The sequence below is a fragment of the Cupriavidus sp. 291-E7 genome, from assembly GCF_057798835.1.
Genome location: NZ_JBYOJV010000007.1, coordinates 84666 through 100760, shown reverse-complemented (window position 1 = coordinate 100760; position 16095 = coordinate 84666). Strand labels below are relative to the sequence as shown.

Below are 16095 nucleotides of genomic sequence, written 5' to 3'. Positions count from 1 at the left end.
AGCAGTCTTATGGCTTAGCGCAAATGGCTCAACGGAAGCGGCCCCTCGCGCTTGAGTGCGGTGAGCACGATGTTCGAACGCACACTCTCCACGCCCGGCACGCGCATCAGGCGCTTCATCGTGAATTCGGCCAGGGTGGGCAGGTCCTGGACCACTACCCGGATCAGATAGTCGGCCTCGCCGGCCACCGAATAGCACTCCTGGACTTCTTCCAGCAGCAGGATCTCCTCGGCAAAGCGCTCGACGTTGGTGTCGCCGTGATGTGCCAGCTTCACACTGATGAACACGAGCACGCCCAGGCCCAGCGCCTGCGGCGAGAGATTGACCCGGTAGCCGGTGATCACGCCGTCCGCTTCCAGCCTGGCCAGTCGCCGGCCCACCTGGCTGGGCGACAGGTGCACCCGCTCCGCCAGTTGCTGATGGGTGGACCGGCCGTCGGCCTGCAGGGCCGCCAGAAGGGCCAGGTCATAGGGATCGAGATCAGCGTTGTTCATTTGCGCAGATATCCCGCATGTTCCATTAAAGATATGCGGATTATATGCACTGCGTTCCGAGATATCGCCAAACTTGCGGCCTTTATGCGGCGACCGATCGCTAGACTATGCATAAATTCCGCATCGATCGGATATCCCATCAAATAGAAGTTGGAGACGCAAACGCATGACGCCCTCGGCCGCCACCCTCGACACCGGCAACTTTGCCGGCACGCTCACCGCCAAGCTCAAGGAACAGTTCGACGCGGGCCTGCTTTCGGGCCAGGAACTGCGCCCGGACTTCACCATCGCTCAGCCGGTGCACCGCTATACGGAGACCGACCATGCGATCTGGCGCAAGCTGTATGACCGCCAGGCGTCGATGCTGCAGGGCCGGGTGTGCGACGAATTCCTGCAGGGCCTGACCACGCTTGGCATGGAGCGCGACCGCGTGCCCGAGTTCGACCAGCTCAACGAGATGCTGATGCGGGCCACGGGCTGGCAGGTAGTGGCCGTGCCGGGCCTGGTGCCGGACGAAGTGTTCTTCGACCACCTGGCCAATCGCCGCTTTCCGGCCAGCTGGTGGATGCGCAAGCCGGAGCAGCTCGACTACCTGCAGGAGCCGGACTGCTTCCACGATGTGTTCGGCCATGTGCCACTGCTGATCAACCCGATCTTTGCCGACTACATGGAAGCCTACGGCAAGGGCGGACTGAAGGCCGCCCGGCTGGGCGCGCTGGACATGCTGGCACGCCTGTACTGGTACACGGTGGAGTTCGGCCTGATCCGCACGCCGAAAGGACTGCGCATTTTTGGCGCCGGCATCTTGTCGAGCCAGGGCGAGTCGATCTACAGCCTGGATTCGGCCAGCCCGAACCGCATCGGCTTCGACCTGCGCCGTATCATGCGCACCCGCTACCGCATCGACACGTTCCAGAAAACGTACTTCGTGATCGACAGTTTCGAACAGCTGTTCGATGCCACGCGCCCCGATTTCACGGCGCTGTACCCGGAACTGCGCGCGCTGCCGACACTGGGCGCCGGTGACATCATCGACGGCGACCAGGTCATCAACACCGGCAGCCGCGAAGGCTGGGCCGACAGCGACGATATCTGACGCGCCCCGCCCGCTTTCCCGCTTTGTGAAACAATGCCGGAATGCCCCGGCGGCCGGTCCATCCGGTGCGCCGGGGCGGGCCGGCATTTGTCGTGTTCCTAGTGCTGCAACAGACAACCCTTCAGATCGAGCCCTTCATGACGCCTCTTTCGCAAGACGCCCGCAAGCCCCTGCTGGCGGCGCTGCCCGGCTGGACGCCCGTCCAGGACCGCGATGCCATCCAGAAATCGTTCAAGTTCGCCGACTTCAACGCCGCGTTCGGCTTCATGACGCGCGTGGCCCTGCATGCCGACAAGGTGGATCACCACCCCGAGTGGTTCAACGTGTACAACCGCGTGGACATCACTCTGTCCACCCACGATGCCAATGGCCTGACCCAGCGCGATATCGACCTGGCCGGCTTCATCGAGCAGGCCGCCGCCGGACTGGCGCGCTAAGACTGGCGCTGTAGGCCAACTGAAAGGCAGGCCACGGGCCTGCCCTGTACAATCGGCGACATTGTTTTCATTTCTATGTCACCGGTATCGCCATGCGTATCCTGCTGATCGAGGACGACCGTCAAATCGCCAGCGGCGTGGAGGCCGGGTTGTCCCGCGCCGGCCACCAGGTACGCGTGGTCCATGACGGCGTCTATGCCACCGACCACCTGCTCAAGGAGCAGCACGACCTGGTCATCCTGGACCTGGGTCTGCCCGGCATCGACGGCATGACGCTGCTGGCGCGCTACCGCGCCCGCAATCGCACCACGCCCGTGCTGATCCTGACCGCGCGCGACGAGCTCGAAGACAAACTGTCGGGCCTGAATGCCGGCGCCGACGACTACCTGGTCAAGCCTTTCGCCCTCCCCGAACTGGAAGCCCGTGTGCGCGTGCTGCTGCGCCGCAGCCAGCATGGCGAGGCCGCGCCCGAACGCGATGTGCGGCTGGGCCGACTGCGCCTGTCCGGCAACGACCGCCGCATGTTTGTCGATGGCCGCCCGCTGGAACTGTCGCCGCGCGAATTCGCCGTGCTGGAACTGCTGCTGCAGCGCCAGGGCCGCGTGGTCAGCAAGGCGCAGCTGCAGGACCACCTGGCCACGTTCGCGCATCCGGCAGGCGAAGGCGGCGATACCGTCGGGGATACCGCGATCGAAGTCTATGTGCACCGCGTGCGCAAGAAGCTTGAGGATGCCGACGTCGAGATCGTTACCGTCCGGGGTTTCGGCTATCTACTGCAAATCCGGGCTGGCCACTGAGCCTGCCCCGCGCGGCCGCTTTCTGCGCGGCCGCCTTTCATTGACGTCCTGAATCGCCATGTGGCCGCGTTCGCAATCCTCTTCTGCCCAGCCTGGCGATGCGAGCGCCACGGGCAAGCGTGCGCGCGGCGGCCGCGGCCGTAGTGGCGCCACGCAGCGCGGAGCATCGAACCCGAGCCTGCGCATTCACCTGCTGCGCGCGCTGGCCACGCCGCTGTTTGCCCTGGTGCTGACCAGCGGATCGTTGTCGTACTGGCTGGCGGCCCACTACACCACGCAGGTGTTCGACCGCGCGCTCTATGGCGTGGCCAACAACATCGCCCAGCAGATCCGCATTGCCGGCCCCCGGCTGGAGCAGGACATTCCGGTCATCGCCCAGACGCTGGTGGAAGCCGAAGGCTCCGACCGCATTTACTGGCGCATCCACGGCCCCGACGGGCTGATCGGCGGCATGGATACCTGGCTCGGCTACGGCACGGGCCAGACCACGTTGCACGACGCGCGGCTGTTCTATGCATGGTTCAGCGGCCGACAGGTGCGCGCCGTGCGCCTGCCGGTGAACCTGCCCAGCCCGGCGTCCGATGAACTGGGTACGACGCCAAGCGAGGCGCAGATCCCGCGCGGGCCGATCGTGGTCGAAGTGGCCGAATTGCTGGACCGCCGCGAAACGGCGGCCAACGAGATCCTGCTGTCGGTGTCGGTGCCGTTGATCCTGCTGCTGCTGGTGGGTAGCCTGATCCTGTCGCACGTGCTCAAGGAGGAACTGGTTCCACTGCAGATCCTGACCGACAAGCTGAACCGCCAGACCGCGCGATCGCTGGCCGCGCTCGACGAGACCCAGGTGCCGGCCGAAGTGGAGCCGCTGATCCGCGCGCTCAATGCATTGTTATCCCGCCTGCGTGACGCACTCGATGCCCAGCGCAAGTTCATCGCGGACGCCGCGCACCAGCTACGCACGCCGCTGACCGCGGTAAAGCTCCATGCGGATCGCGCCGTCGAAGCCGATTCGCTCGACGTTGCCCGTCATGCCCTGCGCGAGGTGCAGACCGCCGCCGACCGCGCCGTCCGGCTGTCGAACCAGTTGCTGTCGCTGGCCAGGGCGGAGCCGGGGTTGTCCCTGGAACGGCTTGGTCCGGTCGAACATTTCGACCTGGCGGAACTGGCTTTCGAAATTGGCGCGGAATGGGTGCCGCAGGCGCTGGCGCGCCGTGTGGATCTGGGCTTCGAAGTGCTGCCCGGTCCCACGTTCACGGGCAGCTCGCCGGCGCTGGTGCGCGGCAACCGCCTGCTGATGCGCGAGGCGCTGTCCAACCTGATCGATAACGCGGTGAAGTACGTGCCGGCCGGCGGGCGCATTACGGTGCGGGCCGGCGGCGAAGCGATGGGTCACCGTGGCATGGCCGTGGTGATGATCGAAGATAACGGTCCGGGCATTCCGGCCGCGCGCCGCGAGGAAGTCTTCAAGCGGTTTTTCCGTGGCGATCACACCCCCGGCGCACCCACCCTGCAGGCGGCCCCCGGCGGCGCCGGACTGGGGCTGGCCATCGTGCATGAGATCGTGACGCTGCATCAGGGCACGATCCGGATCGAGGATGTTCCGGCGGCCGCGCCGTCGTCGGCACCGATGGCCCTGGCGGCGGGTCCCGACGATGCTGCGGGGCCGGAAGCGCAGGCCCGGCGTCCGTCGATGCGCTTCGTGATCCGGATCCCCTGCGAGGCGCCGGGCGTGGCCGCGGGCTAGGACCCCGGCTTACTTATCCGGCTTACTTACCCTTCTTTTCCTTCGGCGCGAGCATCGTGCCCCGGCACTTCGGGCTGCCGCAGCGGCACTCGTATTCCTTCTTCAGCTTCTTTGTATAGCGTGCGTCAATGACCAGGCCGTAGTCATAGAACAACTCTTCGCCCTCCGCGATATCGCGCAGCGCGTGGATGTAGACGCGGCCCTTCTTCTCGCGCGCCTCGCAGTTCGGATCGCAGGCATGGTTGATCCACCGCGCACGATTGCCGCCGAACTTGGCATCGATCACATTGCCGTCGTCCAGGCTGAAATAGAACGTGTGATTGGGGTCGGCCGGGTCGTGCGGATGGCGCTTCAGCGCTTCCTTCCAGGAAATGTGCTCGCCCTTGTATTCGATCACGCGCTCACCTTCGGCAATCGCGCCAATCGCGTAAACGCCCTTTCCGTGCACACCTGACTGGCGCACCTCGATGCGATCACTGGCGGTCTTCTTCTTGCCTGCCTTGATTTCCCGGGCGTCCGTGGCCTTGTCCGACATGTATTGATGTTCCCGTGTGCGGTTGTTGGCCGGTCCAGTCCGGCGCGAACCGGATGATACCCGCGCATCCGTGTCAGGTATACGCGCGGGTCACGTATACCGATGTGGATAACCGGGCCTGTTTTTGTGGATAAGCGGGCGGTTTTGGTGTGGGTTGCCTGGGGCTGGCATGGGGAACGTATACGAACAAGTCGGCGGGTATACGTCCCTCATCCCGTCCAGAAGGATGAGTCATCCCGGCGGACCAACATCTCTTCCCCGTGCTTTCGGTATACGTAAACGCTTGATCCTGTTGACGTATACGTGGTTATCCACAGAAACGGCCGTGCCTTATCTATCACTACTATTCGTATACATAAAAGAAAGATGTAAACCATACGCATGAGGACGTCCGTCGAGGACGTATACGCAGCCCCGGGGATTTGCCATGCGAATTCGGTCGAGATGAAAAAATGTGCAACGGGCCTGGTGCATGCGTCGGGGTATACCGTCCCGACGTAAACCTTCCTGGAGATTGCCAGTCCCCTTTCCAGGAACGTATACGCGCCCTGCACGCTCCGCGGCGCCCGGTCACTGCCGTGACCCCAGCAAACGCTTCCAGAGGCTTCCAGGGCCGTATACGCGCTTCCATGACGTTCGGGCCGCTTGAAACCCCATCGGCCCTGTCGCCACGTATACCTTGCGACACCCCGGCCAAGATCGGGCAAATCCCCGCCAAGCTATGGCTGAAGCGGCTTCGCGGCAGGTACCCGTAACAAACTGTTCCCGGTGAGGCGTGTCCGACACGGTATGATGTGGCCCGCGGCGTCTTTGCCGGGGCGGCTTCCAGCGGGAGCCCCCGGTCTGGACGTCAGTGTTTTTTCAACTCGATACGGAGTGAAGCATGACGAAAACTGAACTGATCGACGCGATCGCAGCAGGCGTGGACGGTCTGACCAAGGCCAAGGCCGAGCAGGCCCTGAACGTGACCCTGAGCGCCATCATGGATGCCGTGGCCAAGGGCGAAACCCTGAGCCTGATCGGCTTTGGTACCTTCAGCAAGGGCGAACGTGGCGAGCGCATGGCGCGCAACCCGCGTACCGGCGAAGAGATCAAGGTGGAAGCTGCGAAGACCGTGAAGTTCAAGGCTGGCCAGAAGTTCAAGGACGCAGTCAACCAGTAATGCCGACGGGCCAGCTGTTCGCCCGGTTCGCATGACCCCGCCGTGCCGCCGCCCGAGCCCTATAGCGGCACAGGTGCGCAGCGCGCGGGGACGTTATCCACACCTTTTTTCCCGCAGCTCCGCGTGGAGAATCGCACAGCCGGCAGCACCACTTCACAGGGGGCCGGCCGCGGCGCGAAAATGTCATTCACGCTTGGCTGATCAAGGCTTTGCGCGATATCAGGATTTACGGGGCTGATATGTCGTTCCGCTTGCGCCCGCGCAGATTTCCACAGCCTTATTCACAGCGCTTTCCACACAAACTTCCACAGCATTCTCCACAGGCGCGCATGCGTACCTGGCAGAGGCTGACCGGAGTCGTGGCGCTTGCCGTGCTCTGTGGCTGCAGCACCGCACCGCCGCGTACGGCACGTCCGCAGGCAGTGCCCCTGCCCGACTATGAGCGCGTGGCCACGCCGCCCGGCGCCACGGCGCGCGAGAGGATTGTCGACATCGCCCTGCAGGAATGGCGCAAATGGGGTAGCCAGGTGGTGCACATCGGCCGCGACGATTCCGCATGCGTGACGCAGAGTCCGCTTACCGCACCGGCGCCCGCCATGCCGCCGAATGGCATGGGCGCCAATGGCGCTGCCGCCCACCCGTCCGCTGACGTCGATATGGAAGAGGATGGCGACGCCAGTTGCCTGCGCTTTCCCGATGGCACAGGCATGGAGGCCACGCCGAAGGGCTGCCGGATGGCCCAGCGCTACTGGGGCATCGTGGGCGAAGCGCCGGACTGCCGCCAGGTCACGCAGGGCGCGTGGGCATGGTCGGCCGTGTTCATTTCCTGGGTCATGCGCAAGGCCGGACTCGACACCGACCAGTTCCTGACCGGCCAGTCACATTCGATGTACGTGGTGGACGCGCGCGACGGCATCCTGCCTCGGCCGGCCTTTCACGTCGAACCCGTGCCGGGATTGCCACGTCCCGGCGACATGATCTGCGCGGGTCGCGGGCGCGACAAGTACCTCACGGATCTCAGCGAGATTGGCTTTGGCACAACGCCTATGCACTGCGACATCGTGGTGGAAGTGGACCGCGCGGCGCGCGTGGTCAAGGCCATCGGCGGCAACGTCCAGCAATCGGTATCGATGGATGTGATCGACCTCAACGAAGCTGGCCAGCTGGATGGTTTCACGAATTCGCACATGCCGTGGCTGCTGATCATGCGCAGCGATCTCCAGTAACCCGCATTCGATACCGAAGGTAGCTTCTCAACATCGCCCCGTTGCATTGACGGGGCTGTGCCTGCCGCGAAACACTGCGCGATCGTATTTTGCCGATCTCCCGCATGTCCATCGCAGCGTCCTCCCTCGCCACAACCGTTCCGACTCCTGTTCCGAATATTGCCCGCCGGCTGGTTGCCGAAGCGCTGGGTACGGCGCTGCTGGTAGCCATCGTGGTGGGCTCGGGCATCCGCGCGGAGCGGCTTGCCGCCGGCGATACCGCGCTGGCGCTGCTCTGCAATGCCCTGGCGACGGGGGCCGGCCTGGTGGCCTTGCTGGTGTCGCTCGGTCCGGTATCGGGCGGACACTTCAACCCCGTGGTCAGTCTGTCGAACCTGGTGCAGGGCCGGATGTCGGTGCGCGATGCCGCCGGTTATGTGCTGATGCAACTGACGGGTGCGGTGCTGGGCGTGATGGCCGCTCATGCCATGTTCGGCCTGCCACTGCTGTCGATGTCGACGCAGGCGCGTACCGGCGCCCCGATGTGGTGGAGCGAGTGTCTTGCGTCGTTCGGCCTGATCGGGCTGGCCATCGCCACCGGGCGCTCCCGGCCAGGGCTGGTGCCCTTTGTGGTCGCAGGCTATATCACGGCCGGCTACTGGTTTACGTCGTCGACATCGTTCGCCAATCCCGCACTGACCGTGGCTTGCGCTTTGACCGATTCATTCACAGGTATTCGTGCTATCGATATTCCTGCGTTTATTCTCGCTCAGATATTTGGTTCGGTGAATGCAACGCTGCTATTTCACTGGCTGTGCCGACCGGTGCCGGATGCGACGAACGCGGGGAGCGCCACGCCCTCCCGCATCTGGAAACGTCGCGCCGGGCTTACCAGCGCCGATTGAGCTGGACGCCGAAAATCGAGCCGGTGGCCTGCGATGCCCAGGCATCGGTAGGCGCGGCGAATGTGATGCCGTCCACGTCGTTGGCGCGGCTATACGTGTAGAACGCCCGCAGGTTTGCGTTGCCCGTGGACTTGCCGAGCGTCAGTGTTGGCGCCACGGTGAAGGCCGTGCGTTGCCCGCCGACGCCAAACCCGGACGAGATCTGGTCGTGCGCCACCTCAAAGGAGAGCTTGAACTGGTCATTGGCCACAAAGGCAGGACGCACGCGGGTGGCTGCCCATTGCAGCGTGCCGATGCCGGAACGGTCGAGCTGCAGGCTCGATTCCACGGACCCCGCCAGGCCCGACCTGCCCTTCCACTCCATCGATTCCGAAACCCGCACGCGCGACAGCGCGTTGCCCATGCCCGAAAAGCCGGTCATGGCTGTGCGCGAACCCTGGCCATACTGAAAGCCCAGGCGGTTGGTGCCATACAGCACGCCCTTCTGCTCATGCATGGCCGAAGCCCACCACGCGCTGCCGGTATCCTCGATTTGCGACAGCGGCTCTACGCGAGTGAAGCCTAGCCGCACGGAACCCTTGTCATTGGTGCCGATCGGCGCGCTCAGCACCGAGTGATAGCTGGGAAGCTTGGCCCCATTTAGGTCGTTACGCGCGGTGTATTGATAACTCACGCCAAACTCGCCAAGTTTGGCGTTGTCGATGCCAAAGCGCATCGACGAGGAATTCGGCGGCAACAGCCCCGACGACATCAGGAATGGGCTGCTGTCGCGCCGGCCAGCCCAGACGCTGGCGCCATCGAGCACGGACAGGCCTGACAGGCCACTCACCGACGTATAGAAATTTGGCACCAGCGCGTAAGGATCCACGGCGGCGGCGTTGCCATTTACCGATGTGGCGTTGGTGCCCTTGGCCTGCGCCACGAGCTGGACCTGCGCGCCGCCGCCGATATCGGCCACCGATTCGCGGATCTTGACCTCGCCCGAGCTGGTGCACGCCAGCCCCTGCCCAAACCCGGCCGACGGCGTACCACCGCCCGGACAGGCGCGCTGCGTACCGGAGCGGTCTTCCACCGCGGCACGACCGCTATAGCCGAGCCGCCAGACCGAGTCGCCCGCGGGATCGTCGGCCGGCAACTGGGATCGCAGCACCGGCGGTGCATCAGACGGCGTTTCCGGGGCGATATCGGCATCTTCCGCGTTGCGAGCGGCCGGCCGTGTCTCGCCGCCCTGCGCGAGGAATTCGCCCAGCCTGTGCGGAAACAGTACCAGCGGGGGCGGCGGTGGAGGTGGGGGCGCCAGCGAGTCCGGCGGGCCGACGAAGTCAGGGTTGGCATCGGGCGTTGACGCCGATGCCTCGGCCACCGTGCCGGCGGCCGGTGCGTTGGGTGCGCCTGGCGCCTCAGTCGCAGCCGCGTCCGTCGCATTGGCCGACTGGATCAGGTCTCCCAGCGGGTCCGCCGTCGCAGGCGTGGGTACGGCACCGGCCGCGACTGCCGAGGCAACCGGCGGCGTGGTGTGTTCCGCGATAAGGGGCGGCGGCGAAAGCGGTGGAGTCACAGTGCCGCCGGTCTGCGCGCAGGCGCCAACGCCCCACGCGGCCAGGACGGCGCACGCGAGTCGGCGGCGGGCAAATTGACGATAGGGAGGCGGTACGGCTTGCAGCATCGAAACAACAAATTCAACGGGGCCGGCACATGCAATTGCCGGCGGAGGGCTCATTTTTTATCAGGCGAATTTTTTGACAGCAAGCCGGGTTACAAAATCCCGCGCCCTCGTCACAAAGCGTTGGAAAAGCGTTGGAATTCCCACATTGCGAAACCGTCGGGGTGCCTTTTCCGGGCGTGTGGTGCCGGGCCGTTAAAACCGTTGTGGAAGTGCTGAATTCCTAGCGAAAACCCCCATCCTGAAGGGCCTCCGTGCTCAAAACGCCACCGCTATAATCGTCCGACCTGTCTTTCCGGCAACACATTAGCGATTGGCGCAAGGCAGCCCTGCATACATATCTATAAAAGAGGAGATGTCCATGGAACGTCGTTCCTTCCTGTTGAAGGCCTCGGCCGTCGCCGCTACGGGTGCGCTGGCTGCCTGTGGCAAGGAAGATAAGCCCGCGGCCCCGGCCGCGTCGTCCGGCCCGGCGGCACCTGCCGTGGTCGGCAGCAATCCGGCCGTGGAATGGCGCCTGGCGTCGAGCTTTCCGAAATCGCTCGACACGATTTATGGCGCGGCGGAACTGCTGAGCCAGCGTGTGAAAGAGCTGACCGACGGCAAGTTCAACATCAAGGTATTTGCCGCCGGTGAAGTGGTGCCTGGCCTGCAAGTGCTGGACGCCGTGCAGAACCAGACCGTGCAGATCGGCCACACCGCCGGCTACTACTACTTCGGCAAGAACCCGACGTTGTGCTTCGACACGACGATTCCGTTCGGCCTGACGGCACGCCAGCAGAACGCCTGGATGATGCAGGGCAACGGCATGAAGCTGATGCGCGAATTCTTCAAGGAATACAACGTCATCAACTTCATGGGTGGCAACACCAACGCGCAGATGGGCGGCTGGTTCCGCAAGGAAATCAAGACGGTAGCCGACCTGCAGGGCCTGAAGTACCGCGTGGCCGGGTTTGCGGGCGTGGTGCTGTCGCGCCTGGGCGTGGTGCCGCAGCAGATTGCCGGTGGCGACATCTACCCCGCGCTGGAAAAAGGCACGATCGACGCCGCCGAATGGGTGGGCCCGTACGACGACGAAAAGCTCGGCTTCTACAAGGTGGCGCCGTACTACTACTACCCGGGCTGGTGGGAAGGCAGCGCGCAGCTGTCGTTCTACGCGTCCCAACCGGAGTACGACAAGCTGCCGGCGCTGTACAAGCGTGCGCTGGAGACGGCCACCATCGAGGCCCATACCAACATGATGGCCAAGTACGACACCGTGAACCCGCAGGCGCTGGCTCGTCTGCTGGAAAACGGCGTGAAGCTGCGTCCGTTCTCCAAGGAGATCATGGAGGCCTGCTTCAAGGCCACGCAGGAAGCGTATGCCGATGAATGCGCCAAGAACCCGTCGTTCAAGAAGATCTACGACGACTGGCGCGTGTTCCGCAACAACGAAGCCGCCTGGTTCAACGTGGCCGAGCAGGCGTTCGCGCAGTTCAGCTACGCGCGCAAGCTGTAAGCGGCTGCCGCTGGCCGTACCTGCAAGGAAAGCCCGGCTTCGGCCGGGTTTTTCATTGCATCACGCGATGGGCCGCGGCCCGGTAGAATCCGCCCCACAACCGGACATCTACCCGGGACATTCCCATGCAACTCGGCATCTTCTACGCCCTGCTGGCGTACATCATCTGGGGGCTGCTGCCCCTCTACATCAAATCCCTGCACGGCGTGGCGCCGCTGGAAATCCTGCTGCACCGCATGGTGTGGTCGCTGGTATTCCTGGGCGCGATCCTGCTCTGGCGCCGTCACTTCGGCTGGTTGCGCGAGGTGGCCGCCAATCCGCGCCTGATCCTGAACTTCGCGGCCAGTGCTGGGCTGCTGTGCTGCAACTGGTTCCTCTATATCTGGGCCGTGTCGGCCGATCGCGTGGTCGATGCCAGCCTTGGCTACTTCATCAATCCACTGTTCAGCGTGCTGCTTGGCGTGCTGCTGCTGCATGAGCGGCTGCGCCCGATCCAGTGGGTGTCGATCGCAATTGCCGCTGCCGGCGTGCTCTGGCTGACATGGACGGCGGGGCAACTGCCGTGGATCGCACTGGGCCTGGCGGCCTCGTTCGGCGGATATGGCCTGCTGCGCAAGACAGGTGCGCTGGGCGCGCTGGAAGGCCTGTCGCTTGAGACGCTGATCCTGTTCCCGGTGGCGGCCGCCGCACTGGCATTCCTGTTCCTGACCGGGCAGGACACCACGCGCGCCGCTGCAACGGGTACGCAGATCCTGCTGCTGCTGGCAGGACCGATCACCGCCGTGCCATTGCTGTTCTTCGCGGCTGGCGCGCGCCGGATTCCGCTGTCGCTGCTGGGCCTGCTGCAATACGCGGGCCCAACGATCCAGTTGCTGCTCGGCATCTGGCTTTATCACGAACCGTTTCCGGCGCAAAAGCAGATTGGCTATGCGCTGATCTGGATATCGCTGGCCGTCTACGCCGTCGAGGGCTTGCTCGTCAGCAGATTGATGCAGAAGCGAGATATCGGTTCCAAGAATAAACTCGCGTAGAAAAATAACATCACAATTTCTACTGTGAATATAAAGCCAGCAACGGGGCTGTTTCGCAATCGCAGGTGCCGCACTATACTGTACGTTTATACAGTGTAGCATCGCCCCTTATCCATGCCCCCCACCGTCGCCCGGCGAATTGCCCATCTCGACATGGACGCGTTCTATGCGTCGGTGGAGTTGCTGCGTTATCCCGATCTGCGCGGCCAGGCTGTGGTGATCGGGGGCGGCCGCAATGCGGTGCCCGAAATCATGGCCGACGGCTCGCGCCGCTACGCACGGCTGCGGGACTATGTGGGCCGGGGCGTGGTGACCACTTCCACCTACGAGGCACGCGCGCTGGGCGTGTTTTCGGCAATGGGCATGATGAAGGCGGCCAAACTGGCGCCCGATGCCATCCTGTTGCCTACGGACTTCGATGCCTATCGCCGCTACTCGGGTTTGTTCAAGGCCGCCGTCAGATCATTCACAGGACAAATAGAAGATCGTGGTATCGATGAGATTTATATTGATCTGAGTGATATTGAAGGCGAACCGCACGAGGTGGCCGGCCGCATCAAGGCCGCTGTCAACGAGGCTACCGGGCTGACCTGCTCGATCTGCGTGGCGCCAAACAAGCTGCTGGCCAAGATCGGTTCCGAACTGGACAAGCCGGACGGGCTGACCATCCTTACGCCGGCGGACATCCCCACGCGGATCTGGCCGCTGCCGGCACGCAAGGTGAACGGCATCGGCCCCAAGGCCGCCGAGAAGCTGCAGGCCATCGGCATCGATACCGTCGGCGATCTGGCCGAAGCCGACCTGGGATTGCTGCAGGCTCATTTCGGACGCAACTACGCCAGCTGGCTCGTGGAGGTGGCCCACGGCCGCGACGAGCGCCAGGTGGTGGTCAGCTCCGAGCCAAAGTCGATGAGCCGGGAAACCACGTTCGAGCGCGACCTCCATCCGCGTTCCGACCGTCCGGTACTGTCGGAACAGTTCACCAAGCTTTGCATGCGCGTGGCCGATGATCTTCGGCGCAAAGGCTATGTCGGCCGCACGGTGGGCATCAAGCTGCGCTTCGACGACTTCCACACCGTAACGCGCGACCTGACGATGACCGCGCATACCGCCGACGGGGCGATGATCCGGCGCGGCGCCACCGAGTGCCTCAAGCGGATTCCGTTGGAGCGGCGCATCCGCCTGTTGGGCGTACGGGTCAGCGCCCTGCTGCCGGCGGCTGAGCAGGGGGACGACCCCGCGCCGGTGCAGGAGGAATTCCGCTTCGACGACACCACGGAAATCTGAGCGGCGGGCTTCATCACGCCAAAGTCCCCACGTCATACGGCTCTATCTATCTCCCGGTAGAATCGGCGGCTTCGACAAGTGTCACCCGGGAACGCCTTTCGCCAGCCATCCCGCGCCCTCATGACCGCTACCGCCGCCGCCCAACGTACCGCCGCCCCCGCCGCCTGGATCACGCCATTGCTGGCCGTGGCCTGCGGCATGATCGTCGCCAACCTCTACTACGCCCAGCCGCTGGTGGGGCCGATCGCCCACGCACTGCACCTGTCGCCGGAAATCGCGGGACTGATCGTGACGCTGATCCAGATCGGATACTGCGTGGGCCTGCTGCTGCTGGTACCGCTCGGCGATATCGTCGAAAACCGCAAGCTAGTGCTGACGCTGGTCGGCGGTTGCGCCGTCGCTTTGCTGGCTGCATCCCTGGCCACGCACGCCGCTGTGTTCCTGGTCGCAGGCTGCGCCATCGGGCTGTGTTCGGTGGCCGTGCAGGTGCTGGTACCTTTCGCGGCGCACCTGGCACCCGAGCATGCGCGCGGCCGGGCCGTCGGCAACGTCACCAGTGGCCTGCTGATGGGCATCATGCTGGCGCGCCCTGTGTCGAGCGTGGTGTCCGACGTGTTCGGCTGGCATGCCATTTTCGCGGCGTCGGCGGTAGCGATGGTGCTGCTCGGCGTCGTACTCGCGCGCAAGCTGCCGCAGCGCCAGCCGGCGCCTGGCGTGAGCTACGCCCAGATGATCGGTTCGATGGGACATCTGCTGCGTACCCAGCCGGTACTGCGCCGCCGCGCGGCCTACCAGGCCAGCATGTTCGGTGTGTTCAGCCTGTTCTGGACCACCACGCCGCTGTATCTGGCCGGGCCGGCCTTTCATATGTCGCAGACCGGTATTGCGATCTTCGCGCTGGTCGGCGTGGCGGGTGCGATTGCCGCGCCGATGGCAGGCCGTTATGCCGATCGCGGCCACAGCCGGCAGATGACGGCGCTGGCCCTTGCGCTCGGTGCGGGATCGTTCGTGTTGAGCCGCGTGGGCACCGAGGGATCGCTGCTGTCGTTGCTGTCGCTGACCGTGGCCGCCGTCCTGCTCGACTTCGCGGTATCGACCAATCTCGTGATCGGCCAGCGTGCGATTTTTTCGCTGTCCGACGAGCATCGCAGCCGTCTCAATGGCCTGTACATGGCCATCTTCTTCGTGGGCGGCGCGATCGGCTCATCGGTCGGCGCGTGGGCGTATGCGCGCGCGGGTTGGCCGCTGGCAAGCTGGATCGGTTTTGCCATGCCCGCGCTGGCCCTGCTCTACTTCCGCACCGAACGCCGCTGATTGCGTAGCTGATCTGACGCATCCGTCGAACTTGTCGGACTCGCCGAACTCGTCGCCGCGCTAGCCCTGTACCGCGCGGCGCAGTGCCGCGCGTGCCAGCAGGCGGGTGGAATCGAGCGTCGGCAACGGCGAATTGTCATCGTCGATGATCAGCGGAATTTCAGTGCATCCCAGTACCACTGCATCGCAACCGGCGTCACGCAAGTCACCAATGACACGCTGGAACGTGGCGACGCCGTCCGGCGTAGGAACGCCGGGCACCAGTTCATCCATGATCACGCGGTCGATGGCGTCGCGGTCCGCCGCCGGCGGCCGTGCAAAGCCGAGCCCCCGCGACCCCAGCGTGGCCGGATAGACCTCGCTATCCACCAGCCAGCGCGTACCGGTAATGCCGAGTTGTCGAAAGCCGCGTGCCGTGGCGGCATCGGCAACCACTTCGGCAATGTGCAGCCACGGCAGCGGCGATCCAGGCAGTACGAGGTCCATGACAGCGTGAATCGTGTTGTCGGGACAAATCAGAAAATCGGCGCCCGCCGCGGCCAGTCTGTGTGCGGAACGCAGCATCAGGTCCGCCACGCCCTGCCGGTCACCCTGCTCCAGGCAAGCGATATAGGCGGCCAGCGATGGCGTATGCATCGTAATTTCCGGATGTCCGTGCGGCCCGAGATATTGGGCGCCCTCCATGCAGATCGTGCGATAACACAGCGCCGCCCCCTCGGCGGAACAGGCCACGATGCCGATATGCTGCGGCATGTCACGTCTCCTTTGATCGGTGTGTGGTCCGCATGATGGCATGTGCGGCGACGCTGCACTACACTGTGCCGGCCGCATACCGCGACGAAACGCCGCAAGCCGCACCGCAGTTGGCATAGCTGGGATTGGTCGCACAGTCGTTTCAATGCCCGCCGCGCGGCGGGCCCTGCCGGGGAG

At 64.5% G+C, this 16095-nt stretch carries 15 protein-coding genes; 11 read left to right on the top strand and 4 right to left on the bottom strand.

Annotated elements, in window-relative coordinates:
* Nucleotides 1–14 precede the first annotated feature (14 nt).
* Entirely contained in the window at nucleotides 15–494 is a 480-nt protein-coding gene (locus AC3FLX_RS14205) for an Lrp/AsnC family transcriptional regulator (RefSeq protein WP_488697498.1), read from the bottom strand.
* A gap of 166 nt (nucleotides 495–660) precedes the next feature.
* On the opposite strand from AC3FLX_RS14205, the gene phhA reads away from it, so the two are divergent.
* From phhA to AC3FLX_RS14185, 4 genes are all read left to right on the top strand, one after another.
* On the top strand, nucleotides 661–1590 hold the full coding sequence (gene phhA / locus AC3FLX_RS14200; RefSeq protein ID WP_488697496.1) for a phenylalanine 4-monooxygenase: 930 nt from the start codon (nucleotides 661–663) through the stop codon (nucleotides 1588–1590).
* Between the two features lie 125 nt (nucleotides 1591–1715).
* Nucleotides 1716–2027, top strand: a complete 312-nt coding sequence (locus AC3FLX_RS14195) for a 4a-hydroxytetrahydrobiopterin dehydratase (protein WP_488697858.1) — start codon at nucleotides 1716–1718, stop codon at nucleotides 2025–2027.
* 92 nt (nucleotides 2028–2119) lie between these two features.
* Nucleotides 2120–2824, top strand: a complete 705-nt coding sequence (locus AC3FLX_RS14190) for a response regulator transcription factor (protein ID WP_066737789.1) — start codon at nucleotides 2120–2122, stop codon at nucleotides 2822–2824.
* A gap of 58 nt (nucleotides 2825–2882) precedes the next feature.
* On the top strand, nucleotides 2883–4565 hold the full coding sequence (locus AC3FLX_RS14185) for a sensor histidine kinase (protein WP_488697493.1): 1683 nt from the start codon (nucleotides 2883–2885) through the stop codon (nucleotides 4563–4565).
* Between the two features lie 22 nt (nucleotides 4566–4587).
* On the opposite strand, the gene AC3FLX_RS14180 is transcribed toward AC3FLX_RS14185, so the two are convergent.
* A complete protein-coding gene (locus tag AC3FLX_RS14180; RefSeq protein ID WP_488697492.1) occupies nucleotides 4588–5100 on the bottom strand; it encodes an SET domain-containing protein in 513 nt (170 codons plus the stop codon).
* Between the two features lie 883 nt (nucleotides 5101–5983).
* Here AC3FLX_RS14180 and AC3FLX_RS14175 point away from each other — a divergent pair.
* The 3 genes from AC3FLX_RS14175 (at nucleotide 5984) to AC3FLX_RS14165 (ending at nucleotide 8372) form a co-directional block, all read left to right on the top strand.
* Nucleotides 5984–6262 (top strand): HU family DNA-binding protein, encoded by a 279-nt coding sequence (locus AC3FLX_RS14175; protein ID WP_488697490.1) that lies wholly within the window; start codon nucleotides 5984–5986, stop codon nucleotides 6260–6262.
* Nucleotides 6263–6591: 329 nt separating this feature from the next.
* Complete coding sequence (locus tag AC3FLX_RS14170) at nucleotides 6592–7488, top strand: DUF2272 domain-containing protein (protein WP_488697488.1); 897 nt, start codon at nucleotides 6592–6594, stop codon at nucleotides 7486–7488.
* A gap of 104 nt (nucleotides 7489–7592) precedes the next feature.
* Nucleotides 7593–8372, top strand: coding sequence for an aquaporin (locus AC3FLX_RS14165; RefSeq protein WP_488697486.1), 780 nt, complete (start codon nucleotides 7593–7595; stop codon nucleotides 8370–8372).
* On the opposite strand, the gene AC3FLX_RS14160 is transcribed toward AC3FLX_RS14165, so the two are convergent.
* The gene (locus AC3FLX_RS14160) at nucleotides 8356–10038 is read right to left on the bottom strand and encodes a carbohydrate porin (protein WP_488697484.1); all 1683 of its coding nucleotides are present in this window, start codon (nucleotides 10036–10038) and stop codon (nucleotides 8356–8358) included. The two genes, AC3FLX_RS14165 and AC3FLX_RS14160, sit on opposite strands and share 17 nt — an antisense overlap.
* A 358-nt stretch (nucleotides 10039–10396) precedes the next feature.
* On the opposite strand from AC3FLX_RS14160, the gene AC3FLX_RS14155 reads away from it, so the two are divergent.
* The 4 genes from AC3FLX_RS14155 to AC3FLX_RS14140 all read left to right on the top strand — a co-directional run bounded on the left by AC3FLX_RS14155 (nucleotide 10397) and on the right by AC3FLX_RS14140 (nucleotide 15165).
* On the top strand, nucleotides 10397–11533 hold the full coding sequence (locus tag AC3FLX_RS14155) for a TRAP transporter substrate-binding protein (RefSeq protein ID WP_488697482.1): 1137 nt from the start codon (nucleotides 10397–10399) through the stop codon (nucleotides 11531–11533).
* Nucleotides 11534–11658: 125 nt separating this feature from the next.
* A complete protein-coding gene (gene rarD / locus AC3FLX_RS14150) occupies nucleotides 11659–12564 on the top strand; it encodes an EamA family transporter RarD (protein ID WP_488697480.1) in 906 nt (301 codons plus the stop codon).
* A gap of 114 nt (nucleotides 12565–12678) precedes the next feature.
* Entirely contained in the window at nucleotides 12679–13851 is a 1173-nt protein-coding gene (gene dinB, locus AC3FLX_RS14145) for a DNA polymerase IV (protein ID WP_488697478.1), read from the top strand.
* A gap of 120 nt (nucleotides 13852–13971) precedes the next feature.
* Nucleotides 13972–15165, top strand: a complete 1194-nt coding sequence (locus AC3FLX_RS14140; protein ID WP_488697476.1) for an MFS transporter — start codon at nucleotides 13972–13974, stop codon at nucleotides 15163–15165.
* A gap of 60 nt (nucleotides 15166–15225) precedes the next feature.
* Here the strand turns inward: AC3FLX_RS14140 and AC3FLX_RS14135 are convergent, their stop codons facing one another.
* Nucleotides 15226–15918, bottom strand: a complete 693-nt coding sequence (locus AC3FLX_RS14135) for an aspartate/glutamate racemase family protein (protein WP_488697474.1) — start codon at nucleotides 15916–15918, stop codon at nucleotides 15226–15228.
* Nucleotides 15919–16095 lie beyond the last annotated feature (177 nt).

Bases quoted from the DNA above. Each gene is read 5' to 3' on its own strand.
- AC3FLX_RS14165 (WP_488697486.1), top strand. From the start codon at position 7,593: ATGTCCATCGCAGCGTCCTCCCTCGCCACAACCGTTCCGACTCCTGTT.
- phhA (WP_488697496.1), top strand. From the start codon at position 661: ATGACGCCCTCGGCCGCCACCCTCGACACCGGCAACTTTGCCGGCACG.
- dinB (WP_488697478.1), top strand. From the start codon at position 12,679: ATGCCCCCCACCGTCGCCCGGCGAATTGCCCATCTCGACATGGACGCG.
- AC3FLX_RS14160 (WP_488697484.1), bottom strand. From the start codon at position 10,038: ATGCTGCAAGCCGTACCGCCTCCCTATCGTCAATTTGCCCGCCGCCGA.
- AC3FLX_RS14140 (WP_488697476.1), top strand. From the start codon at position 13,972: ATGACCGCTACCGCCGCCGCCCAACGTACCGCCGCCCCCGCCGCCTGG.
- AC3FLX_RS14175 (WP_488697490.1), top strand. From the start codon at position 5,984: ATGACGAAAACTGAACTGATCGACGCGATCGCAGCAGGCGTGGACGGT.
- AC3FLX_RS14180 (WP_488697492.1), bottom strand. From the start codon at position 5,100: ATGTCGGACAAGGCCACGGACGCCCGGGAAATCAAGGCAGGCAAGAAG.
- rarD (WP_488697480.1), top strand. From the start codon at position 11,659: ATGCAACTCGGCATCTTCTACGCCCTGCTGGCGTACATCATCTGGGGG.
- AC3FLX_RS14205 (WP_488697498.1), bottom strand. From the start codon at position 494: ATGAACAACGCTGATCTCGATCCCTATGACCTGGCCCTTCTGGCGGCC.
- AC3FLX_RS14135 (WP_488697474.1), bottom strand. From the start codon at position 15,918: ATGCCGCAGCATATCGGCATCGTGGCCTGTTCCGCCGAGGGGGCGGCG.
- AC3FLX_RS14155 (WP_488697482.1), top strand. From the start codon at position 10,397: ATGGAACGTCGTTCCTTCCTGTTGAAGGCCTCGGCCGTCGCCGCTACG.
- AC3FLX_RS14185 (WP_488697493.1), top strand. From the start codon at position 2,883: ATGTGGCCGCGTTCGCAATCCTCTTCTGCCCAGCCTGGCGATGCGAGC.
- AC3FLX_RS14170 (WP_488697488.1), top strand. From the start codon at position 6,592: ATGCGTACCTGGCAGAGGCTGACCGGAGTCGTGGCGCTTGCCGTGCTC.
- AC3FLX_RS14190 (WP_066737789.1), top strand. From the start codon at position 2,120: ATGCGTATCCTGCTGATCGAGGACGACCGTCAAATCGCCAGCGGCGTG.